This is a genomic window from Halomonas sp. N3-2A (assembly GCF_002216165.1).
Classification (GTDB): Bacteria; Pseudomonadota; Gammaproteobacteria; order Pseudomonadales; family Halomonadaceae; genus Vreelandella.
Window position 1 is genome coordinate 537,913 of the sequence record NZ_CP022286.1, and the last position, 24,777, is coordinate 562,689.

Below are 24,777 nucleotides of genomic sequence, written 5' to 3' on the forward strand. Positions count from 1 at the left end.
ATGAGTTTGAACCCAAGAGATATCGTGGTGGTTGACGGTGTACGTACCGCCATGGCGAAAGCTAAACATGGTGCATTCCGCAATGTGCGCGCTGAGAACCTGTCAGCAGCCGTCATGCAGGCGCTGTTTGATCGTAACGCGAATTTAGACCCGTCCGAAGTTGATGATGTTATCTGGGGCTGTGTTAACCAGACGCTCGAGCAGTCCATGAACATTGCGCGTAATGCGGCAATCATGACCGGTATTCCACGCTCGGTGCCTGCGCAAACTGTTAACCGTCTGTGTGGTTCCTCGATGACGGCACTACATATTGCTGCGGCCAACATTAAAGCAGGCATGGGCGACTTTTACGTGATTGGTGGGGTCGAGCACATGGAGCACGTGCCCATGGCTCACGGTGTTGATGTTAACCCCGCTGCCAGTAAATACGCCGCAAAAGCCGCCATGATGATGGGGCTGACCGCTGAACTGCTGGGCAAAATGCACGGTATTTCTCGTGAAGACCAGGATAAGTTTGGCGTGCGCTCCCACCAGCGTGCCCAGGCCGCGATGGAAAAAGGCTACTTCGATAACGAAATCATTGGTGTTGAAGGCCACGATCAGCGCGGTTTTAAAATTCTGTTCAAGAACGATGAAGTGATTCGTCCTGAGGCGAGTATCGAGTCAATGGCCAGCCTCAAGCCGGTATTTGATCCTCGCAACGGTACCGTTACTGCGGGCACGTCATCTGCATTGTCGGTAGGGGCTTCGGCAATGGCTGTTATGAGCTACGAGCGCGCTCAGGCGCTGGGGCTTGAGCCGATTGCAAAAGTGCTTTCAACAGGTGTTGCAGGTTGTGATGCCTCTATCATGGGTTACGGCCCAGTGCCTGCGTCTAAAAAAGCGCTGAAAGCCGCTGGCTTGTCGGCAGCCGATATTCAAACGGTTGAGCTTAACGAAGCGTTCGCTGCACAAGGTCTGCCCGTTTTGAAAGATCTAGGCTTCCTAGATGCCATGGATGAAAAAGTAAACCTCAACGGTGGTGCCATTGCGCTAGGCCACCCGCTGGGCTGTTCGGGCTCGCGCATCTGTACGACGCTACTTAACGTTATGCAGCAGCGCGATACTACTCTCGGCCTTGCCACTATGTGTATCGGCATGGGGCAAGGGGTTGCGACGGTGTTTGAACGACTCAAATAAACACCGCGTTTACCCACAAAACGGCACCCATGCGGTGCCGTTTTTGCGTTCAGAGCGGCATTAAAATAAACCGTTATCCAGTCCCGCTGCCATGTAAAGGCCTAGCTCTTCTACTTGGTCGGCAAAAGTGTCCTGCCATTGACCACGTAACGTTAGTGGTTCCTGGACCCAGCGCCAACGTAGTCCTGTCACAATGCTTTCTACTGCACGCCGGGTGCCGGTGCCGTCGTGTCCAGCGCGAATATAGAGAGCGCATGGAAGCCCTTGTTTCTCTTCCAATATGCTGTAGTAGCTGCGATCAAAAAAATCCTTAAGTGCACCGCTCATGTAGCCCAGGTTTTCTGTCGTGCCCAGCAAGATGCCATCGCAGGCGCGAATATCATCGGGACCAGCCTCGAAAGGCGTTTTTACTATGCAGGCAACCTGCTCAACAACGTCTTGGCTTGCGCCCCGCTTAGCGGCATCACGCAGAGTGCGTGTATTAACTGATGGAGCATGGGCAACGATTAATAGCTGTTTCATTGTAGTGCCCCTGTTAACTGGAAATTTGCGTAGTAAGCGCAAAGTGTCACACTGCTAAGTACGACTACGATGAGAGCCTATATGTCTGATAATGCCTCTATCAATGTTTTCTACGATGCTGTTTGCCCTGTTTGTCGGAAGGATCGACGTCTTTTTGAGCGTTGGGCTGGCAAGCATGGTAACGGGATTAACTGGTGTGATGTGACTGAGCATCAGCAACGATTGCGTGAAAAAGGGGTAACACCAGAAACTGCTTTACGCTCGCTGCATATCGAAAAAGCTGATGGCACGCTTATCGAAGGTATTGATGCCTACCGTTTGCTGATGATGCGTATTCCTCTGCTTGTGCCAATCGCATGGCTTATTGGCCTGCCAGGGATCAAAAAAGCGTTACGCTGGTATTATGATCGCTGGGTGAGAAAGCGCCTAAAGCGGGAAGGGCGTTGGTCTGAATAAGTATGGATATTGATATAGGGAATTTATCATGAAGCAGCGTCTTCAATGGTTAGTGCCAGCATTCGCAATGTTTACTATGTTAGCGGGATGCGCTGGTCAGCCAACCTCCTCTCAAGCACCTGATGCTGCCGTTGCTCAGAAGGTTTCACCTGGCGTGGCTCAGGTATCTTCAGGAGCGGCGCAGCCAGGCTACGTAACTAGCCGCCAAGTAACCGACTGGGTGCCGCCGCTGTTAACCAGCCCGGAAGAGAAGGCGGCCTACTATGTTAGCCGATTGGCAGACAGGCGGTTTGTCTCGCAGTACGGCGGACAAGACAATCCCCGAACTTGGTATATTGCGGCAGAGCGGTTAGGAGAAATTGGCTTGCCCGCTGTGCCTTTGCTGTTTACGCGCCTCAATACAACCGATGACTATGAGTTGATGTTAGCCCTGTATGCGCTTCAGCTTGCCACCCAGGATCCGCTATTGATGGCAAGAACTCGAGGTGACTATATACAGTTGCCCACCGTGTTAGATGCGACGGCAAATGCTGAAAATGTGCGCATCGCGCGTCACTGGTGGCAGCGGCATTCAGCACAGCTAGGTGAGTAGTAATGCGCTGTATTGATAGCGCAAATTGGCGTATCCAACTGGAGTATTGTGCTCAAGCCGTGTAGGCTCCATCGCTTTCTAAGTTCTGTGAATGACTAAGTTCTGTGTATGACTAAGTCCTGTGTATTAGCCTGATGCGTTGGAGCCTATCATGAGTGATCTACCCAATTGTCCTGCCTGTGCCTCTGAGTTTACCTACGATGATGGGATTCAGTATGTCTGCCCGGAATGCGGCAACGAATGGTCAAAAGTAGCAGAAGAGGGCGCTGAAGAAGCTGACTCTGGTATTCGTGATGCTAACGGCAATATGCTGGCAGATGGTGACAGCGTCACTGTCATTAAAGACCTCAAGGTCAAAGGCAGTTCACTGGTGGTTAAGGTAGGCACTAAGGTTAAAAATATCCGTTTAGTCGATGGTGATCACGATATTGATTGTAAGGTCGACGGTATTGGGCCCATGAAGCTTAAGTCAGAGTTCGTCAAAAAAGCCTAGTACGCAAAGACATAGTACTTAAAGGCATAGCGCCTTCACCACAAGGTGCTGCTCTTTTAAAAAAACCTGCGAAATCCTCGCAGGTTTTTTTCGTTTAGCGCATCGATAGTTTTTTCAAATGATAATGATTGTTGTTTTTGATGCTATCAGAGCCGAACGTGCTGTTATTTTGCACAAATTGATAACGATTTTGCTCTAGGGCTTCACATCAAATTTATACAGGACTAAAATGGTACCCATTAACGGGTAAGCCAACTGTAACGGCGAATGGGAGTCAACATGCTCAAGCTTTCTCGGCTGACAGATTATGCCGCTGTCGTGATGGCGCAAATTGCTCGCCATCCACAGGCATCGCATGCGGCGGCTGATTTAGCAGATGCAGTGCAGCTACCACATCCGACTGTTAGTAAGACGCTCAAGATGCTGGTGAAAGCCGGCCTTCTGGAGTCACAGCGCGGTGTCCAGGGTGGTTATCGACTGGCGCGACCAGCGTCGCATATTACGGCTGCCGATATTATTGCTGCAATTGAAGGGCCGGTGGCAATGACCGAGTGTAGCCAAGCGGAGGGTGAGTGTGATCTGGCGGCTACCTGCGGTGTCGCTGATAACTGGCAGCGAGTCTCACTGGCGATTCGCACGTTACTGGAAAGCGTTACGCTGGCGCACTTGGCCGATACGACGCCAATCAAGCTACCCGTACAGCTACCGATTCAAAGCATTAGCCTGGCATCTGCTTAGGCAATGCAACATAGACTAACCCTATTGACGGCGAGCTAGGCTCGCCACCCAACTGCCCGGAGGGTATCACCATGGCAAGCGAAGAAATGGAACAGTTGGTTCGTCGCGAATACAAAGATGGTTTTATAACCGATATTGAAAGCGACACCCTGCCACCTGGCCTTGATGAAAACACCATTGCCTTTATCTCTAATAAGAAAGGCGAGCCGGAATGGATGCTGGAGTGGCGCCTAGATGCATACCGTCAGTGGTTGAAGATGAAAGAGCCGTCCTGGGCGCATCTTGATTATCCGCCCATTGATTATCAATCGATCTCTTATTTCAGTGCGCCCAAGCGCCCGGAAGATCGCCCTCAGAGCCTGGATGAAGTTGATCCTAAGCTTCTTGAAACATATGAAAAGCTTGGTATTCCTTTGCATGAGCGTGCGGCGCTTGCCGGTGTGGCCGTCGACGCTGTATTTGACTCTGTTTCCGTGGCAACCACGTTTAAAAAACAGCTAGGCGAAGCGGGCGTTATTTTCTGCTCAATTTCTGAAGCTATTCGCGATTACCCAGACCTCATCAAACAGTATCTCGGTACGGTCGTTCCGGTGGCTGATAACTATTTTGCCGCACTAAACTCGGCTGTATTTACCGATGGGTCGTTTGTGTTTGTTCCTGAAGGCGTGACTTGCCCTATGGAACTGTCGACCTACTTCCGGATTAATGCGGCCAACACTGGCCAGTTCGAGCGCACTCTGATTATCTGCGAGAGTCGTGCTCAGGTGTCTTACTTGGAAGGCTGTACGGCGCCAATGCGTGATGAAAACCAGCTTCACGCGGCTGTGGTAGAACTCGTTGCGCTGGATGATGCCTACATTAAGTATTCCACCGTTCAGAACTGGTATCCCGGTGATGAGAACGGCAAGGGCGGGATTTACAACTTCGTTACCAAACGTGGCGATTGTCGCGGTGAGCGTTCGCGCATCAGTTGGACACAGGTAGAAACCGGTTCGGCGATCACCTGGAAATATCCTTCTTGTGTTTTGCGTGGCAAAGACAGTATCGGTGAGTTCTACTCCGTGGCGGTGACTAACGGCCGTCAGCAAGCGGATACTGGCACCAAAATGATTCACATTGGCGAAGGTACCCGTTCCTATATTGTTGCCAAAGGCATTTCGGCAGGTAAGAGCGATCAATCTTACCGTGGCTTGGTCAAAATTGGCCCTCGTGCCAAAGGGGCACGTAATTTCACTCAGTGTGATTCGTTGTTAATTGGCGACAAGTGCGGTGCCCATACCTTTCCTTATCAAGAAATTGGCAACAGCACCGCCACAATTGAGCACGAAGCCACCACGTCGAAGATCGGTGAAGATCAGCTGTTCTACTGCCAAAGCCGTGGGATTTCTGAAGAAGATGCGGTCAGCATGATTGTTAACGGCTTCTGTAAAGACGTTTTCCAAGAGCTGCCGATGGAATTCGCGGTAGAAGCCGAAGCGCTTCTAAGTGTGACGCTTGAAGGCGCAGTGGGTTAACCACTTCGGCCCCGACTTATTTTATGGGAGACGCGCAAGCGTCCCGCAAGAATTTAAAAGGTTATGACTATGTTGCAAGTTAAAGATTTACACGTCACCGTCGACGGCAAAGAAATTTTGAAAGGTTTAACGCTCACCATCAATGCCGGTGAAGTGCATGCCATTATGGGCCCGAACGGCGCGGGTAAATCCACATTGTCGGCAGTGATTGCCGGTAAAGATGGCTACGAAGTGACCCAGGGTAGCGTTACCTTTGAGGGGCAGGACGTGCTGGAAATGGAAATTGAAGAGCGCGCTCAAGCGGGCTTGCTACTAGGTTTCCAATACCCAGTGGAAATTCCAGGGGTGAAAAATATCTATCTGCTCAAATCGGCGCTTAATGCACAGCGTGCCGCACGTGGTGAAGCAGAAATGCCCGCTCCTGAGTTTATGAAGCTCGTCAAAGAGAAGCTGGGCTTTATGAAGATGGATGCCAGTTTCCTGCAGCGTGCCGTCAATGAAGGTTTCTCTGGCGGTGAGAAAAAGCGCAACGAAATTCTTCAGATGCTGGTGCTTCAGCCAAAGCTTGCCATGCTTGATGAAATTGACTCTGGTCTCGATATCGACGCGATGAAAGTCGTTGCCGATGGCGTTAACAGTCTGCGGGCTGAAGAGCGAGCCATTCTGCTGGTCACTCACTATCAGCGTCTGCTTGACTATATCGTACCGGATAAAGTGCACGTCTTAGTCGACGGTCGTATTGTGAAGAGCGGCGACGCTGAGCTTGCTAAAGAGCTGGAAGCCAACGGCTATGAAGGCATTGAGGAGTCTGTGGCATGAGCGATACGCAAACGTTTTTGGACACGCTGAAAGCGCGTAGCCAACAGCGCGGAGTTGAGCCAACTTGGATCGCGGCCCGCCGCCAAGCGGGAGCTGCCCGCTTTGAAGCCATGGGGTTTCCAACTCGCCGCGATGAAGAGTGGAAATATACTGACGTACGTACGATTGCCCAGGGCAACTTTGCGCTGGCTGAGACTGCGGACTTTTCCCAGGCACAAGCAGCCGCGCTTACGCTGCCGTTGGATGCGTACCGACTGACCTTCGTGGATGGTGTTTTCTCAGCCGCATTGTCGGACTTAGAAGCACTGCCGAGTAACGTTCAGGTAATGCCGCTCTCTAAGGCTCTGGCTGATAACCATGAAGCCGTGGGTGGGCCGCTGGGGCGCTTAACGGGAGTAGATTTCTCCCCGTTCGCCGCGCTCAACACCGCGTTTATGGAAGAGGGTGCTGTGGTGCGCATTGCACCGGGTAGCGTGGTGGAAAAACCCATCCTACTGCAGTTTCTGTCCCGCGCGGGCACGCCAGTAATGTGCCATCCGCGTATTTTGGTTGAAGCAGCAGGGCGCAGTGAAGCAACGTTAATTGAGCACTATATCGGTGAAGCCGATGCGGCCAACTTCACCAACGTGGTTGCAGAGCTGATGCTGGATCGCGGTGCGATTCTGAATCACTACAAATTGCAAGAAGCGCCCTTGGGTGATCTGCATGTCGCCAGTATTCATGTTGAACAGGGCCGAGACAGCCGCTACAGCTCCTACAATCTGAATTTGGGCGGTGCGCTGGTACGCAACGACCTGATTAGTGATTTAAACGGCCAAGGCGCGGAAACCAACTTCTATGGCCTGTTCTTTGGTCAGGGTCGCCAGCACGTGGATAACCACACCAAGGTTAATCACAATGCGCCGCTGACGTTCTCGAACGAGAACTACAAAGGCATTTTGGATGACCGTGCCCACGGCGTCTTTAACGGTAAAGTGTACGTTAAGCGCGATAGCCAGAAGATCGAAGGTTTCCAAAGTAACCAAAACTTATTGCTTTCCGATCGCGCGCATATTGATGCCAAGCCTGAGCTTGAAATTTATGCTGATGACGTGAAGTGTTCTCATGGCACCACCACGGGGCAGTTGGATGAAGACGCGATCTACGCGTTGCGTACCCGCGGCATCGACAAAGCGACAGCGCGAGGCTTGTTAACGCTTGCATTTGCTGGCGAGGTGCTTGAACAGGTCGCGCTAGATGTGATTGCTGAGCGGGTGGAGTTGGCGGTAGCGGGCAAGCTGCCGGAACGCTTCAATCTCGCTGGATTGGTAGAAGCAGCGGCTGCGCTCAACGACTAACGCACTCAACGACTAGCCAAGGAGTCATCGATGCCCCATAGCGTGATTGAGAAACCCTCCGTGCTCGCCCCTGCAGCGTTTGATGTTGAGGCGCTGCGCAACGACTTCCCGATACTAAAACGGGAAGTGCACGGAAAGCCGTTGGTATATCTAGATAATGCCGCGACAAGCCAAACGCCCCAGCAGGTTATTGACGTATTCAGCGACTATTACTCGCGCTATAACGCCAATATCCACCGGGGGCTGCACACCTTGTCAGATGAGGCGACAGCAGCGTTTGAAGCCACACGGCATCGCGTTAAGGCGTTTCTCAATGCGGAAGATGCACGCCAGATTATCTTCACGCGGGGCACGACTGAAGCAATCAATCTAGTGGTTCAAAGTTGGGGGCGCTCCCAGCTGGCTGCGGGCGATGAAGTGCTAATTTCAATGTTGGAGCATCACTCCAATATTGTCCCTTGGCAGCTATTGGCGGCTGAAATCGGCTTTACCATTAAAGTCATTCCCGTTGAGGCTAATGGGGCGCTAGACATGACGGCGTACCGCGCGCTGCTCAATGAGCGCACTAAACTAGTGGCAGTCAATCATGTCTCTAATGCGTTGGGCACCATTAACCCAGTGAAAGAGATGGCAACGCTTGCCCATCAGCACGGTGCGCTTATCCTGGTCGATGGTGCTCAGGCAACACCGCACCAGCAGGTTGATGTTCAGGATATTGATGCTGATTTCTATGCGTTCTCTGGGCATAAAATTTATGGCCCTACTGGCGTTGGCGTGCTGTACGGTAAGCAGACCTTATTAGATGCGATGCCGCCTTGGCAGGGTGGTGGCGAGATGATTAAAACGGTCTCTTTTGACGTCGGCACCACCTTTGCGGCGCTTCCGCATAAATTCGAGGCTGGCACTCCCGCGATTGCGGAGGTGATTGCTTTGGGGCGCGCTATTGAGTGGCTAGAAGGCGTAGGCGTGGAGGCGATTGGTGCTTGGGAAGCCGTACTGCTGGAACATGCCACTGCAGAGGTGAGCCAGATAGATGGCTTGCGCATACTTGGCACAGCGCCGCATAAAGCTGGCGTGCTGTCGTTTGTGGTCGAAGGCGCCCATTCCCAGGACATTGGGCTGCTGATTGATCAGCTAGGCGTCGCTATTCGTACTGGGCATCACTGCGCGCAACCATTGCTACATCATTTTGGCGTAGATGCCACATGTCGTGCATCATTTGCAGCGTATAATACGCTTCAAGAGATAGATACGTTTGTTGCAGCGCTAAAGCGTGTGATTGGAATGGTACGTTAAAGGCCGTCATTTAAGGACCGTTATGGATATTGAGCAAGTGGCCAGCCTTGAACGTGGTCAAAAACTGCCGCTTCAGCGTGATGTTGACGCCATTGCTATTCCGTTTGGCAAAACGGAGACACTGGCCGAAGACAGCGTTGTCAGCGTGATGCAGGCGAAGGGCAGCTCGGTAAGTGTTGGCTATGAAGGGCGGCTTTATCTTATTGAAGGGCGTAATTTGGATGCCTTGGGGCTCGAGCCATTGCCTCGCCCAACGCTGCCTGAAAGTGCCAGCGATGAAGAAATTGAACAGTTTGTCTGGGAGCAGTTGCGTACCTGCTTCGATCCCGAAATACCGGTTAATATTGTTGATCTAGGGTTGGTCTATGGTTGCCGTCTTGAGCGCTTGATCAGTGGCGAGCGGATGGTCACTATTCGTATGACGCTGACCGCACCAGGCTGTGGAATGGGCGATGTCATTGCGGCGGATGCGCGAAATAAAATCCTAGGTGCGCCTCAGGTTAACAAGGTGCATACTGAAATTGTCTTCAGCCCGCCCTGGAGCCGTGACATGATGAGCGACGAAGCCAAGCTTGAGCTCGGCATGTTTTAACCCCTGATGGGGAGCTGGATGCACAGCTTGCTATTACGTTACATAAAACGTTTTTTGATGTCGCTAGGAGCACTTATGCTGTTGGCGACATTGCTGTTTATAGTTGGTAATTTTTGGGTGGTTGCCAGTACGGCACGCTATATTGATGACAGCTTTGCGGAGTGCCGCCCAACCGATGTGGCGATCGTATTTGGGACCTCTAACTGGACACGCAGCGGCTTTCGCAACCCACACTTTAACGCCCGTATGCGAACCTCAGCGCGCCTGATTGCCGATCAGCGGGTCAGTCATTTATTGATCTCTGGGGATAATCGTACTCAAGCCTATAACGAGCCTCGCGCCATGTGGCGTGATCTTTATCGTCGCGGTGTGCCAGCAGACCAGCTCACCATGGATTTTGCTGGGTTCAGTACCTATGACACGCTTGCGCGCGCTAGAGATGTCTTTCAGTTAGATAAGGCGTTGCTGGTTACTCAGAGCTGGCATCTTCCCCGTGCGGTTTTTATTGGTCGCGCATTAGGAATGGATGTAACTGGCTGTGTGGCGGAAGAGAAATCTGCTGCCGGGGAGTGGCGGTTGAAAATGCGCGAATGGGTGGCGCGGGTCGCTACGTTAGGTGATCTATATATTTGGGGAAGAGAGCCTTACTTTCTAGGCTCTCCAGAACCTATCGAATTAAACGCTAGTAGCAACGTCGGCGAAGTGTCTCGCCTCCCTGTTGGCCTTGATATTTACCACTACTTTGTGAGGTCGGCGGAGACGTCACATGAGCAGGCGGCGGGTGATCAATAGGCTAGCGATGCGTTTTGCGCTTTTGTAAGCTATACAATTCGCGTATTAGCTTGCGGCAACCTTGCATGCACTCTTCCACTACCGGCTCAATGGGGTCGGGCAGGGGGTGAGTGAATAGCGTTGAAAGGGCCTGCATCAGTACGCGCTCTTGTTCCAACAGCTCATTGATTAATACCTGACTATCGTTGCCCACAAAGCTTTTTAAACGGCTCCATAGCCATAAAAAGTCGTCACGCTCAACGTCAGCATCTCGAGGCAGCATTTTTAAGTGCGCACGGGCCAGTTCCTGAAGTTTACGCATCTGGTTTAACCGCTCGGTATAGTGCGGTTTCAGTGCATCACGCAGCGTGGGTCTCAGGCGTTCGATATTATCCTGGAAATAATCAATGCTATCGGCCAGCGCTTCCAGCACGCTGTCCATCGCCACTTGGCGATTGTCGAGAAACATGAGCGTCTACCTCCTTCGGTGACGCAGATTGTGGGGGTGGCAGCGCTAATTTGCCACCCCTAATGCGGATTATTTTTGCATTAAGCCTTAGCCTTTAGGCTTGGGTGGCGCTTTACGCACTGGCATGGCATTTTTTTCGATGTGTTCGATGATCATGCTGGCGATATCTTTGCCTGTTGCATTCTCAATACCTTGTAATCCAGGTGATGAGTTGACCTCCATAATCACCGGTCCATGGTTAGAGCGCAGTAAGTCGACACCTGCAACGCGCAGTCCCATGGCTTTTGCCGCTCGAATGGCCGTTGAGCGCTCTTCGGGGGTAATGCGGATGACGCTGGCGGTGCCCCCACGATGCAGGTTTGAACGGAACTCACCTTCGGCTGCCTGACGCTTCATCGACGCAACCACTTTATCGCCAATCACCAGACAGCGAATATCGGCACCGCGCGCCTCTTTAATGTACTCCTGCACCATGATGTTGGTTTTCATGCCCATAAACGCTTGAATAACCGACTCAGCTGCTTGGTTGGTTTCAGCAAGTACAACGCCGATACCTTGTGTACCTTCCAGCAGCTTGATGACCAGCGGAGCACCCTTGACCATGGTAATAAGGTCGGGAATGTCATCAGGAGAGTGGGCGAAACCCGTGATGGGTAAGCCCAGCCCCTTCCTAGAGAGAAGCTGTAGCGAGCGCAGCTTATCCCGTGAACGAGTGATGGCTACTGAATCATTTATAACGTAGGTGCCCATCATTTCAAATTGACGCAGTACGGCGCAGCCATAAAAGGTAACCGATGCCCCTATGCGAGGAATGACGGCATCGAAGGGCTCGATTTCAGCGCCTTTATAATGAATCGACGGATGGTGGGAGGCGATGCTCATATAGCAGCGCAGCGTGTCGACCACGCGAGCGGTGTGTCCACGCTGCTCGGCGGCCTCAATAAGGCGGCGAGTAGAATATAGATTGCGATTGCGCGAAAGCAGGGCAATATGCATGCAGGGCTCCGGGGCCAAAAAATATGGCTAATAAGTTAGTTTAAGGCTCGCCGTGCAAAAATGCAGCCCCAGGGGCTATAAGCAAGCGTCGCATAGCGCGGCGCCCAAGCAGCATGGGATGGCGCATATTGCTACGGTCAGTCAGGGTTAGTTCAACCGGAAAATTTAGTTCACCCAATTGCATCGGGGTGCGAATCACATAACGCCACTCGCTGTGCCCATTAGAGCTGGTAACGCGCCGCCGGTCGTGCAAGTGGAGCTGGTAGCGGTGGGCAGGCGTTTGCGGGCCACCGCTATGGGTAATAAAACTTACCCACAGCTGCCCATCCTCATCTTCATGAGTGTCAATCTCTTCGGCATGCAAAGCAGAGGTGCGCGCGCCAGTATCGGCTTTGCAGCAAAGGTGAAGCCCTAATTCAGGTAACGTCACCATTTCACGGCGGCCGATGACTGCTTTGGCCTGATAGGGTAATTCCTTCACGGCATACTCCTGGCAAATGAAGGTTTGTCATCAAGAAATGAGTCGATCTAGCGTCTCATAAATAAATAGCTAGCTTCTAGCTTGGTTAATCAACGCACTTAGCCTTAGCTGAATCGCGGAGTCAGGTGGCGCGTCGCGTAGTGTCAGCATAACCAAAAGGCGAAGTTTGGGTACCAGTGCAAGGTCACGTACGACTGCATTAAAATTAGTGCGTTTGTCTTCTGCTAAACGCTGCAAAAGCAACGGTAAACGTTCAGCGTCTTCTAACAGTAGCCACCCGCGGCCAGCAATGGCTGCGATAATGTCTGGGCCGCAAGCAACAGGGTCATTTAACAGGCTTGAGTACCATTTGCCGACACTAACTGACGGAGTACAGCCCACGGCGCGAACGCAGGCGCACAGGGTTTCTACGTCACCATCAATGGCTGCCTGCTCTCCACGCGCCCGTAATGCACTGACCAGCGGCTCTGCAAGAGGCCTATGCTCCAGGCAATAGCACAGCGAGTGAGCGACACTAGTGGGCAACTGGGGAAGGCGCAGCGCTAGCGCTTCTGATGTGGATAAGTCGAGGCGTACCACATAATCAGCGATGCCTTGTAACCCCAGTGCTTGCCAGTCAATAGTCTGCTGGCCGCTAAGATAGGCCTCGACAGGCTCTAAGTGTTGGCTAGCGGCAAGCTCTAATGCATAACTGGCCTGAGCATTAAGCATTGCTTGAAAAGTAATATCAGGCGAAAAAGCGAGCGGATTATCCTTCATTAGATGATCCACGTCAGTAGTTTCTGCCTGGCCTAGCTTATTTTCTAGCTGCGCAGCATTTCGCCCAAGGGTTTCGAGCAAGCGATTAATAAAACCGTCTCGTTGGGCAGGGGAGAGCTTGCCCTGTTCGTCTAGCGGCAGCGCCAAAAACCAGATGGCTGGCTCAGGCATGTCACCCATACGAAATACTACGCCAAGGCGTGCCTGCTGCTGCCAGGGTTCCGGCCAGGCTATCTCGCCGTTTTCAAATGCTCGCAGCGTTTCTCGTGGGCAGTCTGTTACTCGTCGTCCCATATGGTAAAGGGAAACGTCTGCGCCGCTACGGGTAAAAAACTCATCAAGTGTCTGGATTGGTTGCATGACATCCTTCCGCATTTCAAGCCTGCACTCTACCTTGCTGATGTGTCACTGTCAGCCGCAAACGCTGATTAATCCGTGCTTTATTATCAAAATGGTTAAAAATTGCACAACATGGTGTAACCCGCATGAGAGTAACAGTAGCGACATCTTTCCATAGTTTATCCACAGCCTCTTGCAGGTTTTCTGTGAATCTGTGAATAAGACACAAACTCTGTCAGACGGTTGGCAACTTACCCACAGTGCTGGGATAATAAAGCTTTACTGATTCAAATGGAAAAGGTGCTTATGAGCGTCCATCAACAGCTTCAAACCGCGCTTCTTGAGCTTGAAGCCACTATGAAGGCCGCTAACTTATGGCGTATGCCAACGCCTGATATTTCAGCATTTAATAGTCAGCAACCCTTCTGTATCGACACGATGTCGCTGCCTCAGTGGATTCGATTTGTTTTTATCGCTCGATTAAATGCACTGATTGATGCCCAGGCCGCTATGCCTGCCAAGTGCGATGTAGCGCCGGCAGTGGCTGCATATCTAATGCAGGAAAAAGTTCGTGCCAGTGACCAGCTACTGGTTGTTCGAGCCGTTGAAAAGATAGATCAGCTAGTTACCGAAAACTAGGTCGCACTAATACGAGAAGCTGAAGCCTAGTTTTATGAGGGTATCGGCAAAGACAATGCCCAGCGCCGCAAGCAGCGGGACTGGGCATTTTTCATGCGATTATGCGGCTAGCACAGCCTTAGCGGTGTTAGAAGCGATAGCTTAAGCCTGCCATAACCACTAAGGGATCAATCTCTACCGTGCCTGCAGCGGCACCGTTAACGGTCGCGTCAGTATCGATGTCGATATACCACGCTGCTGCGTTAAGTGCCCAGTTTTCATCGATAAGCAAATCGATACCCACTTGAGCAGCGGCACCCCAGGAGTCGTCCAGCTCCAGTTCGCCTATGGCTAGCTCTTCATCAGAGAAAAAGGTGTAGTTAATACCTGCGCCGACATAAGGCTGTACGCGCGCATCAGTGCCACCTAGCGGGTAGTACTGGAGCGTTAGAGTTGGTGGAAGGTGCTTGGTAGAGGCAAGATTATCACCGTTCAGGGCGATATCGTGCTCAAACGGCAGGGCTGCCAGTAATTCGATGCCCATTTTGTCGTGGAAGCGGTAGCCCAGGGTAAATGCGAAATCGGTTTTATCCTGAACATCAACCGCGAACGCGCCTCCGGCTAATGAACCGTTGTCGCTTTTTGGCTCCACTTTGGCAACACCCACGCGAGTAAAGAAATCGCCAGCGCCGTAAGCTAAAACTTGGCCGCTTGCCATCAATGTGGCTGCTGCAAGTCCAGTGGTGAGCAGTGTTGAAAGAGAGTTATGGCGCATAGCATTGCTCCTGACCATTAATGTGAGTCTTTGCAGTGAGTGGTTAACATGAACCGTTGTTCGACATGATCGCGAACCATGCAAAGAGTGTATCGGGTAGAGGAGGGCAGGTTATTGACCTGGGGCAAAGAGTGGAGCTCCGCCGCTAAATAATGGGCTTTTAAAAGAGGCTGTCAGAAGTGAAAGAGGCCTTCCCGTGGCATGGGAAGGCCTCAATAATCAGCTAATTTTTAATTAAGCTGAGTGTGTCATTGACGCTCGTCTAGCGATCAATATGCTGATATTCACCCGCATCGGCAGTTATGCTACTAACCACCAAGATGGCAATAAAGGCAGCGATGAAGCCGGGGATGATCTCGTACACGCCGGGGCCACCCATAAATTCTCCGTTCCAGCCTAATGCAATCCAAATCATGACGGTAGCAGCACCCACTACCATGCCTGCAATGGCGCCAGCTCCGTTCGTGCGAGACCACATTAGCGACAGAATGATCAGCGGGCCAAATGCTGCGCCAAAGCCAGCCCAGGCATTACTTACGAGCCCAAGAACTTGCGAGTCCGGATTTGATGCAATCACAGCGGCCACCAGACCAACCAGTACGACACAGATTCGACCGACCTTTACGCACTCTTTATCGGTTGCTTCCTTTCTTAGGAACAGGCGATAGAAGTCTTCGGTCAATGAAGACGACGATACTAACAATTGGCTGGAAATGGTGCTCATAATCGCAGCAAGCAGTGCCGCATAGAGGAAGCCGGTGACCAGCGGGTGGAATAGCAGGTTCGCCAGAATGATGAAGATCGTTTCTGGATCCTCGATATCCATGCCGTTGCGGACTGCATAAGCCCGGCCAAACAGACCTAGAGAGACCGCGCCAATCAGGGAAATAAGCATCCAGCTCATGCCGATATTACGGGCAGTAGGCACATCTTTCAGCGTCCGAATGGCCATAAAGCGCACAATGATGTGTGGTTGACCGAAGTACCCCAGTCCCCAGGTAACCGCAGAGAGCCAGCCAATAAAGGTCAGCCCTGACGTCCAGGATAGCAGGGTGGGGTCGACTTCATTTAGCGTCTGTGATGCTTGGGAGAACCCGCCGCCGCCTTCGCCAAATAGCACCACTGCAGGCATGATTACTAGCGCCAGCATCATGATGCAGCCTTGCACGAAGTCGGTCATACTCACGGCCAGGAAGCCGCCAACAACGGTGTAGACAAGTACCACGCCAAGTGTAATGAGGATGCCTATAGCGTAGTCGCTCATGCCGCCGATGTTAAAAATACCGGCAAACGCGCTTTCAAACAGTTTGCCCCCAGCGACTAGACCTGATGCCGTGTAAACCGCGAAAAAGATGACGATAACGATAGCAGACACCGTGCGCAGTGAAAGCGCACGTGTCGGAAATCGGTTTGCCAAAAAGGCTGGAATGGTAATCGCATTACCGTAGTGAACCGTCTGTTCACGCAGTCGGGGGGCGACCAGGGTCCAGTTGAAGAACGCACCCACCAGAAGGCCAATGCCGATCCAGGCGGATCCCAAGCCGGAAACAAACATTGCGCCGGGCAACCCCAGCAGCAACCAGCCGCTCATGTCCGAAGCGCCAGCCGATAGAGCTGCTACTTGTGGACTGAGGCCACGTCCCCCCAGCATGTAATCTTCTGATGAAGATGTCGCTTTGCGCATGGCATAAATGCCGATGGCGATCATGAGCGCAAAGTAGGCAAAAAGACTAATCCAAACACCGATAGCCATGAAAGTTCTCCAATTTGTCAGGACGGAGCTAGCTCCGACAGGTTAGCGCGCTTGCCGTGCAGAACCGCTAGTAGCACGCATGTTTAACTCCGCTTCTTATTCGTGTAGCAAGGCGCTACCGCTTGGTCCTCGATATTCCTTGCTAGGGAAGCGCCTGTACTGGCCACTTCCCGGCAACACGAGGTTATTGTCGTCTAAGTTTAGTTGAGAAGCATGGCGCCGACAAAGCCAGCGGGCCTATTCAGCCGTTGCCAGCAAGCTGGCGTTGCCACCCGCTGCGGTCGTATCGATGCACAGATGACGTTCCACCACGTAGCGATCTGGTGAAATGGTCTGAGTCTCGAGCGGCACGATGGCACCGTCGCGCTTAGCGAGTGCTATCCGCAGTTCATGCGTCCAATCACTTTTGCCAGCCGCGGCGACGGCGGCAATCCCTTGGACCTCGCTTAGTGTATCTGCTGTGATGCTACCGTCGAGCCCAATCACGGGGGCGCCTGCGTCGACCAGCGGCTGGACGGCTTGAGCTGCGCCTGGTGCAATCACTACTGCCGTACAGCCCGCGCCAAGCGCCTGTACTGCTTGGGCAGCGGCGATATCCAGCGTTGGTCCAAGGCACAGAACAGCGCCTTTTGGATACATCGCCAAGCGGTTGCTTTCCCCTGTGGGTCCTGGAAGCGTCTGCGGTGTCATGTCGAGGGCCGCTGTCTCGTTAAGGGCCTTGCGGATCACGCCGCCTTTACCGGAGAGTGCCTTGCGGAGTACCTCGATCCGATTAGGTCGTACCGCCCAGTTCCGCGCATCCAGCCCATCTAAGGCCGATTGGAGGTCGCTGAGTGAGAGGGTCTTGCCCTCCGGAGCCTCGTGGCGCTCGGCGGTGGCAGTGCGGCGGAAGCGCGTGACATAGAGCGGGCCGCCAGCCTTGGGCCCGGTGCCCGAAAGGCCTTCGCCCCCAAATGGTTGGGAGCCGACAATGGCGCCGATTTGGTTGCGGTTAACATAAACGTTGCCGACATGGATGCGCTCGACGATTTGCTGCACACGATCATCGATGCGGGTATGTAGGCCAAAGGTCAATCCGTAGCCTTTGCCATTGATGTCGTCGACCACGTTGTCGATGTCTCGCGCCTTGAAAGTAGCTACGTGTAGAACTGGGCCGAATATCTCGCGTTCGAGATCCGCAATGCCCCCCACCTCAATGACCGCGGGGGTGACGAAGGTGCCAGTTTCCGGTGCGGACAGTTTCTTCAACACCTTACCTGTCTTCTCGTGCGCTGCTACGTAGTCGCTTATCTCGGCTTGGGCATCGGCGTCGATCACTGGTGATACGTCGGTGTCAGTATTCCAAGGATCGCCGATGGTGAGCGAGTCCATGGCGCCATAAAGCATGTTGAGTAACCGGTCGCGCGCCTCTTCCTGCACATACAGCATGCGTAGCGCTGAACAACGCTGCCCAGCCGATTGGAAGGAGGAGATTAAGATATCGCGGACTGCCTGCTCGGTCAGCGCCGTAGAGTCCACAATCATCGAGTTGAGGCCGCCGGTTTCGGCAACCAGTATCGCATCGGGCCCTGCATTCTGCGCCAGGGCTTTGTGGATAATCTGTGCTACGGGGGTTGAGCCAGTGAAACAGACACCAGCGATACGTGGATCGCTAGTCAGCGGGCCGCCCACCGTGGGCCCATCGCCAGGCAGCAGTTGAAGTGCTGCTTCTGGAAGGCCTGCCTCACGCATCAATTCGACGGCGCGGGCGGCGATCAGCGGTGTTTGCTCGGCGGGCTTGGCAAGTACCGCGTTGCCAGCCACCAAGGCTGCGGCGATCTGCCCGGTGGTGATGGCCAGTGGGAAGTTCCAAGGGCTGATGCAGACGAAGATGCCGCGGGCGCTACCGGGTTCTTCCGCTTCCAGCCGCTCACCCTCATTGGCGTAGTAGCGTAGGAAATCCACCGCTTCGCGCACTTCAGCGATGCCATCAAACATCATCTTGCCGGCTTCGCGGGTGGTGATCACGGTCAGCTCAGCGATATGTTCTTCATAGAGATCCGCGGTACGACGGAGCACTTCGGCACGCTCGGCCACAGGACGTGCTGACCACTCACGAAAACCTTCCTCTGCAGCGTCGAGAGCGGCGGCTACCTCTTCAGGGGTGGCCTCATGCACCTTGCCGATAATACGCGAGCTGTCGGCGGGAGAGACTGCATCGCGAGCCGGACCTTGGGGGGCAGGATTTCCCACTAGCATGGGGCCTGCTGTCCAGGTCTTGTCAGCAAAGGTTTCCCGCGCATTAAGCAGCGGCAGGATCGAGGCGGGTTCGTTGATACGATAACCCTTGGAGTTCTTGCGATCTGGCGCAAACAGCTCACCGGGCTGGCGAATCAACGGGCTTGAGATGGCGTCGCCAAGCTGTTTAAACCCTTCCACTGGATCTCTTGATACTTCGCTCGGGGGAATCGAGCTATCCACCACCTGGTTGACGAACGAGGAGTTCGCGCCATTCTCTAGTAGGCGACGTACCAAGTAGGCCAGCAGGTCGCGGTGAGCGCCGACCGGGGCGTAGATGCGGCAGTGCGTGCCCTCAGCCTCCTTAACGATGTGGTGCAGCGATTCGCCCATGCCGTGCAGGCGCTGAAACTCGTAGCTGTCCTTGTCATCGCCTGCCATGGCCACTACGGCGGCGCAGGTATGGGCGTTGTGTGTGGCGAACTGTGGATAGATGCGGTCGCGCCGGTCGAGCAGCATCTGGGCGCAGGCCATGTAGCTGACATCGGTATTGACCTTGCGGGTGAAGACCGGGAAGGTTTTAACGCCCATCTCCTGGGAGAGCTTGATTTCGGAATCCCAGTAGGCGCCCTTGACCAAACGCACCATGATCTTGCGGCCGAACCGCTCGGCAAGTTCGTAAAGTGTCTCTATCACCGGCGCGGCGCGGCGCCCGTAGGCTTGTACAACGACCCCGAAGCCGTCCCACCCATCGAGGCTGGGGTCGGACATCAGTGCCTCGATCACGTCGAGTGACAGATCCAGTCGATCCTGCTCTTCTGCATCGATATTGAAACCGATATTGGCTTTGGCCGCTTGTTTTACCAGTTCCAACGCACGGGGTACGAGCTCTGCCATTACCGTGTCACGGTGGGTGTACTCATAACGCGGATGCAGGGCTGATAGTTTTACCGAGATACCGGGACTGCCACGTACATCGCCCTTGGCCTGTTCGGCGATTGCGGTGATCGCCTTGGCATAAGCCTCGTGGTAGCGGACGGCATCCTCATCTGTGCGAGCCGCCTCGCCAAGCATGTCGTAAGAGTAGGTGTAGCCCTGTTTCTCAAGCTCGCGGGCATTCTTCATGCCTTCTTCGATGGTCTGGCCGAGTACGAATTGGCGGCCGAGAATCTTCATCGACTGACCAACGGCCTTACGCACTACCGGCTCGCCCATGCGGCGTACTAGGCCACGTAGCGCCCGGGTTGGGCCCTTGGGATCTTCTTCCAGTACTTTACCGGTTAGCAACAGCGCCCAGGTCGAGGCATTAACCATCGATGAGGACGATTTTCCCAGGTGCGCGCCCCAGTCGGACGGCTCGATTTTATCGTGGATCAGGTCGTCGATGGTTTCCGCATCAGGCACGCGCAGCAGGGCTTCTGCCAAGCACATCAGGCCGACGCCCTCGGTGGTGGAAAGGCCGTACTCAGCGAGGAACGCCTCCATCATCGAGGGAGACCTCTCTTTGCGCACACGCTCCACGTAGTTGGCACCGGCGGCAGCAACTTTACGTCGGTCATCCTCTGACAGCTTGATGCGTTCGATCAGCTCATGCAGCACCGCTGTTTCATCGGCGTCATAGTTGCTGCGGATGCGTGAGCGAAGATCACTCACGTCGCTATGCAAATTAAGATTAGTTTTGTTCATGATGGGGTTCTCCTTGCAAGTCGACACGTCAGCATTGCTGAGCTGTTCACTTATCGCCAAGCGCCAGAAACGACGCGTTACCACCCAGCGCGGCAGTGCTGTTGGTGATTGTTTTTTCAGTCACAAAACGCTGTAGGTAGTGTGGGCCAGCGTTGAGAGCCTTGATTCACTGACGAAGGCATCCTCATCGACAAGATAATGATCACTGATACACTCCATAAGCGTATCAAGATCAGTTTGCCAGATGGCAGGGTCACGCATTTTCTTGGCATTGAGCATTGAGGCCCCCATAAGTCTAAACAGAAAGCGAAAAGCTGAATCAAATAACCGAAATAAAGCGATGGTAGGGCACTGCGCCCAAGATAACGGTCGAATGTAGAGCGAGCTGCCATTAGGTGTATGTCGTTTTCATGGCAAAACGTGTCAAATTCTCGGCAAGAAACGCTTTTTAAGACTTTAGTTTAGTCTCTAAACGGCTGCCAGCACGCAAAATAGCGTGTTATGTGCCCAAGCTAACTGCTTCATCACTAGCGAAATGAGAGTGCACCAGTCTTGACGCTTGCTCCTGAAGAGGGCGCGGAAGATGCTAACGAGGTTGCACCGGATGTTGAAGACGGCGCTAAGTGGGTAGCCGAATCGAGCGGCGTATTGGTTACGCCTACTCCTTGGCGTAGCTGGCGGGGAGACAAGCCGTAACTACGCCGAAAAGCATGCGAAAGAGCGCTTTGATTGGCAAAGCCTGTTTGAATGGCTATGTCAGTGAGTGGTAGACGGCTTTGTAATACAAGCTGCCGAGCTGCGTGTAGGCGTTGGCGTCGTACATACTGCCAAGGGGACAGGCCCGTTTGGACGCGAAAGCGTTCAGAAAAGTGTGCCTCACTAAGGCAAGCCAATTTTGCTAAATCAGCGACTCTCAGCTCATCGGCCAAGTGGTGGCGAATAAATCGATCGATTTGATCAAGATTGAGCCGCCGTTGTGATGCGCTCTCTGATGCGCCCAGACGAGCCTTTAATGAACCTAACAGCGTGGCAGCAAGCCGGTCTTGCTGAAAAGACATTGCCGATGTGTCAAATCCTTGGGCGAGCTCGCTTTCTACGAAAGCAAGGTAGTGGCGCAATGGGTTGTCGAGTGCAAAAAAACGCGGTGCATCAAACAGTGCTACCAACTCGCGGTGTTCGCCCGTTAAAGCAGGCGCATCTTCAGGCAGATCCAGTATCAGTTGACGATTGTAGCCATTACCTGAATAGAAGTGTTCGTGATTCGCGGGAACAATGCAGCCTGAAAATGCGTTTACCCGGCCGCCGAGGCCTTCGATTTCAAATTCTGAAGAGCCGCACAGCGTAATGACGATTTGGTGAAAATCGTGGGAGTGATGCTTTGTGGCACTTTCTAAAGGGATTTGACGAATAGTACTCGGCATGGGGTCTCCTCGACACGACTGGCCTATTACTGCTGGCGCAGCGCTGTGTGTGCCGCTAAATGATCACGTAATGCTTTCAGTTCCGCGTAACCCTCTTGGTTAAGTAACGGTTTGCTTCGAGCAATTTGCCAATGGCGCCCGTGGATGTCCATTAAATGTGATGCACGACGGCGGACATTATCCAGGTACTCATCGTGGCGAATGGGGTAGCCAATGATGGCATTCCACTCCGTTTCGCTGATGCTGCTTTCCAGCGCTTTGTCGAACAAATTGATCAGGTCGTTAGGCTCAGTGCGGTAGCGTGGCGTACCTACGGTCATTAATATTACCAGCACGCCACCTATTACCAGCAAACAGACGCCAAACACTAATAAGTACAGCGCCATACTACACTCCCTGCAAAATCAGTATCAGCATTCGTTTAACAATGCACGACAGTATACGCCTGCTGCTCGTTAAGACGAAAATTTTGCAGTTTTGCGAACTTTTCCCCTACAAGGTGTCAGAGTGTGTACAGGCAACATCGCGATAGCAGTCGTTAATAGTGTTGTTCTGGCTATTGTTTTCGATCCCTTGCTTCCGCTGCTTATCAAGCAGCGGTTTTTTTTGCTTATCAATCGGTCGTTTTCTGATGTAGTACGGCAATAGATAGTACGGCGATAGGTAGTATGGCGATAGTTAGTGTCGACGAATCGTTAGCAGCGCCATTAAGATGTCGCGGCGCGTGACAATCCCCACTAAACGTTGCTGCTCCACAACGGGATAAACCTTTGGTTTTGCTCCGAGCATTTCCTGTGCTAAGTCGGTGATACTTTTATTGGGCGTTGTGGTGAGCACGTCTTGGCGCATTAACTCACGTACCAGCGGCGCTTCATCATCGTGGTAGATGCTGTCCAATACGCGACCCATCACGTCCTGTTCGGATATAAAACCAATCAACCGATCAGACGCATCTACCACTGGAGCGCCTGGTAAGCGATGCAATGCCAAACCTTGAGCTAAGTTGGTGATAGAGGTTTGGCCAGTGACGCGGTAGCAGTCCCGTGACATGACATCGCGTACGGTATCGGGGGTTCTATTATTCATCTTGACACTCCTTGACGTAATACGCGCAGTTTCACTCTTAAAGAGAGTAGAGCAATAACCGCTTGCGGCATGAAAGCCATGAATCACAAGAACCATGAGTCACGAGAGCTATGAGTCACAAGACCTATGAGTCATAAGAGCCATGAGCCACGAGACTTATAATTCTATTAATGTAGAAGATTTAACTCACCCTGCGTTGTCCTTATTATTGATACATTCAACGCTTTGCTTCATTCCAGAAGCTGCAAGGAGTCAGTATGGACGCACGTGAATACCTCAATCGCAAAGGCGTTGGCATAGAAAGAGACCCTGAACGGCCCAACACATTAGAAGAAAAAGCGTGGGAGAGAGCTCGTGGGGCAGGTAGCCAGCGTCCAAAATCCGGTACACCACATGATTGGGAAGACTGGGAGCGCCATCACGATGATTTGGCAGACGGCGCGGAAACGTTAGAGCAGAAAATTGATAAAGAGGCTCACCAAAAAGCACTAGCTAAAGAGAAGCAGCAAGCTAAACAAGCGCAAGCGGCGGTAGAGCACTTTACGCCTACCGTGCAAACAAATGAGGCTGATAGTGCGCTTAAGCATCAAACCCAATCACCTATTGCTTCTGAAGCAGCGCCAGCATCGCCTCAACCGACATCGGTTCTGTTTGCCTACCGCGCGTTAGCCGTTTTGCTACCGCCTTTGGCCGTTGGGTTAACAGAGGGCGGGGCAAAACGTGTTGCTCTTAGTGTTGTATTGACGTTGTTGGGCTGGCTTCCTGGCGTAGTGCATGCGTTTATATGGTTAAAAAAGCACTAAGCTAGCGATTCTTCGTCTAGCCCATTGGCAGTTGTTGTGAAGCGCGTATAATCCCTGTCAACTTTTCTTTTTGGTGGGGTTTACTATGGGCTACCTTGTTGGCGTGACGGCGCTGTGGGCGTTCTCATTCTCGTTGATTGGTGTATATCTGGCAGGCCAAGTAGACAGCTACTTTGCGGTGCTTGTACGGGTAACGCTCGCCATGCTGGTGTTCCTGCCATTTTTACGGCCCAGCTTGCTGCGTGGAAAACAGCGTTTAGCGTTAATGGCGCTGGGTGCGGTGCAGCTAGGTGTCATGTACACCTTCTTCTATCACTCGTTTTTACTGCTATCGGTTCCTGAGGTTCTGTTATTCACGATTTTCACGCCGGTTTATATTGCACTTCTAGATGACCTAATGTTTAAGCGCTTCACGCCTATTTATCTAGTGACCGCACTATTGGCGGTGATCGGGGCAGGCGTCATTCGTTACGATGGTATTGATAGTGGGTTCTGGATGGGCTTTTTGGTAGTGCAGGGGGCTAATCTCTGTTTTGCGTTAGGTCAGGTTGGCTATCGTCGTCTCGCAGCCGATTTGCCGCCCACCTTGGCGTGGCATAACGTTTTTGGCTGGTTCTTTATCGGCGCAATGCTAGTGGCACTCCCGGCCTTTTTGCTGTTTGGTAATACCGCAGCGCTGCCCAGTACACCGGTGCAGTGGAGTGTGTTGGCATGGCTTGGGCTAGTCGCTTCTGGCGTGGGTTATTTCGCTTGGAACCAAGGAGCCACCAAGGTCGATGCAGGAACGCTGGCGATAATGAACAATGCGCTGGTGCCCGCTGGTTTGGTGGTTAATCTGGTGATTTGGAACCGGGATGCAGATATAGGCAAGCTACTATTGGGCGCCGCTATCATGGCCGCTTCGCTGTGGTTAAATCACTGGTGGCTGCAGCGTCGTCGCGCTATACCGGTCTAACTAATTCAAGCTATTGTTTTTGCCCAGAGTAACCAGCGGTTTCGCGTTACGCTGGGCAATTTGCTCGACACCCTCATACTCTCCATAATGTGGGCTGATGCCAGCGAGAG

The 24,777-nt window shown here is 52.9% G+C and carries 26 protein-coding genes; 14 read left to right on the plus strand and 12 right to left on the minus strand.

The window, feature by feature from the left end; all coding sequences use genetic code 11:
* Positions 1-1,179 (plus strand): acetyl-CoA C-acyltransferase FadA, encoded by a 1,179-nt coding sequence (gene fadA, locus CEK60_RS02345; RefSeq protein WP_089037654.1) that lies wholly within the window; start codon positions 1-3, stop codon positions 1,177-1,179.
* 60 nt (positions 1,180-1,239) lie between these two features.
* Here the strand turns inward: fadA and CEK60_RS02350 are convergent, their stop codons facing one another.
* Positions 1,240-1,701 (minus strand): flavodoxin family protein, encoded by a 462-nt coding sequence (locus CEK60_RS02350; protein ID WP_089037655.1) that lies wholly within the window; start codon positions 1,699-1,701, stop codon positions 1,240-1,242.
* Positions 1,702-1,782: 81 nt separating this feature from the next.
* On the opposite strand from CEK60_RS02350, the gene CEK60_RS02355 reads away from it, so the two are divergent.
* The 10 genes from CEK60_RS02355 to CEK60_RS02400 all read left to right on the plus strand — a co-directional run bounded on the left by CEK60_RS02355 (position 1,783) and on the right by CEK60_RS02400 (position 10,330).
* Complete coding sequence (locus tag CEK60_RS02355) at positions 1,783-2,157, plus strand: thiol-disulfide oxidoreductase DCC family protein (protein WP_089037656.1); 375 nt, start codon at positions 1,783-1,785, stop codon at positions 2,155-2,157.
* A 28-nt stretch (positions 2,158-2,185) separates the two neighbouring features.
* Entirely contained in the window at positions 2,186-2,749 is a 564-nt protein-coding gene (locus tag CEK60_RS02360) for a hypothetical protein (RefSeq protein ID WP_089037657.1), read from the plus strand.
* A gap of 151 nt (positions 2,750-2,900) precedes the next feature.
* Positions 2,901-3,242: a zinc ribbon domain-containing protein YjdM gene (locus CEK60_RS02365; protein ID WP_089037658.1), complete on the plus strand. Its 342-nt coding sequence runs from the start codon at positions 2,901-2,903 to the stop codon at positions 3,240-3,242.
* A 279-nt stretch (positions 3,243-3,521) separates the two neighbouring features.
* Positions 3,522-3,980, plus strand: a complete 459-nt coding sequence (locus tag CEK60_RS02370) for an SUF system Fe-S cluster assembly regulator (protein ID WP_083002775.1) — start codon at positions 3,522-3,524, stop codon at positions 3,978-3,980.
* A 71-nt stretch (positions 3,981-4,051) separates the two neighbouring features.
* The gene (gene sufB, locus CEK60_RS02375; RefSeq protein WP_089037659.1) at positions 4,052-5,494 is read left to right on the plus strand and encodes a Fe-S cluster assembly protein SufB; all 1,443 of its coding nucleotides are present in this window, start codon (positions 4,052-4,054) and stop codon (positions 5,492-5,494) included.
* A 69-nt stretch (positions 5,495-5,563) separates the two neighbouring features.
* The gene (gene sufC / locus CEK60_RS02380; RefSeq protein ID WP_089037660.1) at positions 5,564-6,313 is read left to right on the plus strand and encodes a Fe-S cluster assembly ATPase SufC; all 750 of its coding nucleotides are present in this window, start codon (positions 5,564-5,566) and stop codon (positions 6,311-6,313) included.
* Positions 6,310-7,650 (plus strand): Fe-S cluster assembly protein SufD, encoded by a 1,341-nt coding sequence (gene sufD / locus CEK60_RS02385; RefSeq protein ID WP_089037661.1) that lies wholly within the window; start codon positions 6,310-6,312, stop codon positions 7,648-7,650. The genes sufC and sufD overlap by 4 nt, the downstream gene beginning before the upstream one ends.
* A 30-nt stretch (positions 7,651-7,680) precedes the next feature.
* Positions 7,681-8,946: an aminotransferase class V-fold PLP-dependent enzyme gene (locus CEK60_RS02390; protein WP_089037662.1), complete on the plus strand. Its 1,266-nt coding sequence runs from the start codon at positions 7,681-7,683 to the stop codon at positions 8,944-8,946.
* 22 nt (positions 8,947-8,968) lie between these two features.
* The gene (gene sufT, locus CEK60_RS02395) at positions 8,969-9,538 is read left to right on the plus strand and encodes a putative Fe-S cluster assembly protein SufT (RefSeq protein WP_089037663.1); all 570 of its coding nucleotides are present in this window, start codon (positions 8,969-8,971) and stop codon (positions 9,536-9,538) included.
* Positions 9,539-9,556: 18 nt separating this feature from the next.
* On the plus strand, positions 9,557-10,330 hold the full coding sequence (locus CEK60_RS02400) for a SanA/YdcF family protein (protein ID WP_226912725.1): 774 nt from the start codon (positions 9,557-9,559) through the stop codon (positions 10,328-10,330).
* Position 10,331: 1 nt separating this feature from the next.
* On the opposite strand, the gene CEK60_RS02405 is transcribed toward CEK60_RS02400, so the two are convergent.
* From CEK60_RS02405 to CEK60_RS02420, 4 genes are all read right to left on the minus strand, one after another.
* The gene (locus tag CEK60_RS02405) at positions 10,332-10,778 is read right to left on the minus strand and encodes a hypothetical protein (RefSeq protein WP_089037664.1); all 447 of its coding nucleotides are present in this window, start codon (positions 10,776-10,778) and stop codon (positions 10,332-10,334) included.
* A gap of 87 nt (positions 10,779-10,865) precedes the next feature.
* Positions 10,866-11,774: a 30S ribosomal protein S6--L-glutamate ligase gene (rimK, locus tag CEK60_RS02410; protein WP_038483098.1), complete on the minus strand. Its 909-nt coding sequence runs from the start codon at positions 11,772-11,774 to the stop codon at positions 10,866-10,868.
* A 40-nt stretch (positions 11,775-11,814) separates the two neighbouring features.
* Positions 11,815-12,255 carry an ATP-dependent zinc protease family protein gene (locus tag CEK60_RS02415; protein WP_009724956.1) on the minus strand — a complete coding sequence of 147 codons (441 nt, stop codon included), beginning with the start codon at positions 12,253-12,255 and terminating at the stop codon, positions 11,815-11,817.
* Between the two features lie 69 nt (positions 12,256-12,324).
* Complete coding sequence (locus CEK60_RS02420; RefSeq protein WP_089037665.1) at positions 12,325-13,374, minus strand: DUF3549 family protein; 1,050 nt, start codon at positions 13,372-13,374, stop codon at positions 12,325-12,327.
* A 285-nt stretch (positions 13,375-13,659) separates the two neighbouring features.
* Between CEK60_RS02420 and CEK60_RS02425 the strand changes: the two genes are divergently transcribed.
* The gene (locus CEK60_RS02425) at positions 13,660-13,992 is read left to right on the plus strand and encodes a YqcC family protein (protein ID WP_089037666.1); all 333 of its coding nucleotides are present in this window, start codon (positions 13,660-13,662) and stop codon (positions 13,990-13,992) included.
* 127 nt (positions 13,993-14,119) lie between these two features.
* Here CEK60_RS02425 and CEK60_RS02430 read toward each other — a convergent pair whose 3' ends face one another.
* The 7 genes from CEK60_RS02430 to CEK60_RS02455 all read right to left on the minus strand — a co-directional run bounded on the left by CEK60_RS02430 (position 14,120) and on the right by CEK60_RS02455 (position 22,909).
* Positions 14,120-14,746, minus strand: coding sequence for an OmpW/AlkL family protein (locus CEK60_RS02430; protein WP_089037667.1), 627 nt, complete (start codon positions 14,744-14,746; stop codon positions 14,120-14,122).
* Between the two features lie 262 nt (positions 14,747-15,008).
* On the minus strand, positions 15,009-16,499 hold the full coding sequence (putP, locus tag CEK60_RS02435; RefSeq protein WP_089037668.1) for a sodium/proline symporter PutP: 1,491 nt from the start codon (positions 16,497-16,499) through the stop codon (positions 15,009-15,011).
* Positions 16,500-16,736: 237 nt separating this feature from the next.
* Positions 16,737-20,402, minus strand: a complete 3,666-nt coding sequence (putA, locus tag CEK60_RS02440) for a bifunctional proline dehydrogenase/L-glutamate gamma-semialdehyde dehydrogenase PutA (RefSeq protein WP_089037669.1) — start codon at positions 20,400-20,402, stop codon at positions 16,737-16,739.
* Positions 20,403-20,522: 120 nt separating this feature from the next.
* Entirely contained in the window at positions 20,523-20,681 is a 159-nt protein-coding gene (locus tag CEK60_RS21970; RefSeq protein ID WP_157697980.1) for a hypothetical protein, read from the minus strand.
* Between the two features lie 248 nt (positions 20,682-20,929).
* Positions 20,930-21,823, minus strand: a complete 894-nt coding sequence (locus tag CEK60_RS02445; RefSeq protein WP_089037670.1) for an AraC family transcriptional regulator — start codon at positions 21,821-21,823, stop codon at positions 20,930-20,932.
* Positions 21,824-21,849: 26 nt separating this feature from the next.
* Positions 21,850-22,209, minus strand: coding sequence for a hypothetical protein (locus CEK60_RS02450; protein WP_089037671.1), 360 nt, complete (start codon positions 22,207-22,209; stop codon positions 21,850-21,852).
* Between the two features lie 292 nt (positions 22,210-22,501).
* Complete coding sequence (locus CEK60_RS02455; RefSeq protein ID WP_038483124.1) at positions 22,502-22,909, minus strand: CBS domain-containing protein; 408 nt, start codon at positions 22,907-22,909, stop codon at positions 22,502-22,504.
* A 257-nt stretch (positions 22,910-23,166) separates the two neighbouring features.
* Here CEK60_RS02455 and CEK60_RS02460 point away from each other — a divergent pair, with 257 nt between their 5' ends.
* Positions 23,167-23,712, plus strand: a complete 546-nt coding sequence (locus tag CEK60_RS02460; RefSeq protein ID WP_089037672.1) for a YqaE/Pmp3 family membrane protein — start codon at positions 23,167-23,169, stop codon at positions 23,710-23,712.
* 85 nt (positions 23,713-23,797) lie between these two features.
* Positions 23,798-24,667: a carboxylate/amino acid/amine transporter gene (locus CEK60_RS02465; RefSeq protein ID WP_089037673.1), complete on the plus strand. Its 870-nt coding sequence runs from the start codon at positions 23,798-23,800 to the stop codon at positions 24,665-24,667.
* Positions 24,668-24,777: the final 110 nt, after the last annotated feature.

Excerpts from the sequence above, each read along its gene's own strand:
- fadA (WP_089037654.1), top strand. The coding sequence starts at position 1 with ATGAGTTTGAACCCAAGAGATATCGTGGTGGTTGACGGTGTACGTACC.
- CEK60_RS02350 (WP_089037655.1), bottom strand. The coding sequence starts at position 1,701 with ATGAAACAGCTATTAATCGTTGCCCATGCTCCATCAGTTAATACACGC.
- CEK60_RS02355 (WP_089037656.1), top strand. The coding sequence starts at position 1,783 with ATGTCTGATAATGCCTCTATCAATGTTTTCTACGATGCTGTTTGCCCT.
- CEK60_RS02360 (WP_089037657.1), top strand. The coding sequence starts at position 2,186 with ATGAAGCAGCGTCTTCAATGGTTAGTGCCAGCATTCGCAATGTTTACT.
- CEK60_RS02365 (WP_089037658.1), top strand. The coding sequence starts at position 2,901 with ATGAGTGATCTACCCAATTGTCCTGCCTGTGCCTCTGAGTTTACCTAC.
- CEK60_RS02370 (WP_083002775.1), top strand. The coding sequence starts at position 3,522 with ATGCTCAAGCTTTCTCGGCTGACAGATTATGCCGCTGTCGTGATGGCG.
- sufB (WP_089037659.1), top strand. The coding sequence starts at position 4,052 with ATGGCAAGCGAAGAAATGGAACAGTTGGTTCGTCGCGAATACAAAGAT.
- sufC (WP_089037660.1), top strand. The coding sequence starts at position 5,564 with ATGTTGCAAGTTAAAGATTTACACGTCACCGTCGACGGCAAAGAAATT.
- sufD (WP_089037661.1), top strand. The coding sequence starts at position 6,310 with ATGAGCGATACGCAAACGTTTTTGGACACGCTGAAAGCGCGTAGCCAA.
- CEK60_RS02390 (WP_089037662.1), top strand. The coding sequence starts at position 7,681 with ATGCCCCATAGCGTGATTGAGAAACCCTCCGTGCTCGCCCCTGCAGCG.
- sufT (WP_089037663.1), top strand. The coding sequence starts at position 8,969 with ATGGATATTGAGCAAGTGGCCAGCCTTGAACGTGGTCAAAAACTGCCG.
- CEK60_RS02400 (WP_226912725.1), top strand. The coding sequence starts at position 9,557 with ATGCACAGCTTGCTATTACGTTACATAAAACGTTTTTTGATGTCGCTA.
- CEK60_RS02405 (WP_089037664.1), bottom strand. The coding sequence starts at position 10,778 with ATGTTTCTCGACAATCGCCAAGTGGCGATGGACAGCGTGCTGGAAGCG.
- rimK (WP_038483098.1), bottom strand. The coding sequence starts at position 11,774 with ATGCATATTGCCCTGCTTTCGCGCAATCGCAATCTATATTCTACTCGC.
- CEK60_RS02420 (WP_089037665.1), bottom strand. The coding sequence starts at position 13,374 with ATGCAACCAATCCAGACACTTGATGAGTTTTTTACCCGTAGCGGCGCA.
- CEK60_RS02425 (WP_089037666.1), top strand. The coding sequence starts at position 13,660 with ATGAGCGTCCATCAACAGCTTCAAACCGCGCTTCTTGAGCTTGAAGCC.
- CEK60_RS02430 (WP_089037667.1), bottom strand. The coding sequence starts at position 14,746 with ATGCGCCATAACTCTCTTTCAACACTGCTCACCACTGGACTTGCAGCA.
- putP (WP_089037668.1), bottom strand. The coding sequence starts at position 16,499 with ATGGCTATCGGTGTTTGGATTAGTCTTTTTGCCTACTTTGCGCTCATG.
- putA (WP_089037669.1), bottom strand. The coding sequence starts at position 20,402 with ATGAACAAAACTAATCTTAATTTGCATAGCGACGTGAGTGATCTTCGC.
- CEK60_RS21970 (WP_157697980.1), bottom strand. The coding sequence starts at position 20,681 with ATGCTCAATGCCAAGAAAATGCGTGACCCTGCCATCTGGCAAACTGAT.
- CEK60_RS02445 (WP_089037670.1), bottom strand. The coding sequence starts at position 21,823 with ATGCCGAGTACTATTCGTCAAATCCCTTTAGAAAGTGCCACAAAGCAT.
- CEK60_RS02450 (WP_089037671.1), bottom strand. The coding sequence starts at position 22,209 with ATGGCGCTGTACTTATTAGTGTTTGGCGTCTGTTTGCTGGTAATAGGT.
- CEK60_RS02455 (WP_038483124.1), bottom strand. The coding sequence starts at position 22,909 with ATGAATAATAGAACCCCCGATACCGTACGCGATGTCATGTCACGGGAC.
- CEK60_RS02460 (WP_089037672.1), top strand. The coding sequence starts at position 23,167 with ATGGACGCACGTGAATACCTCAATCGCAAAGGCGTTGGCATAGAAAGA.
- CEK60_RS02465 (WP_089037673.1), top strand. The coding sequence starts at position 23,798 with ATGGGCTACCTTGTTGGCGTGACGGCGCTGTGGGCGTTCTCATTCTCG.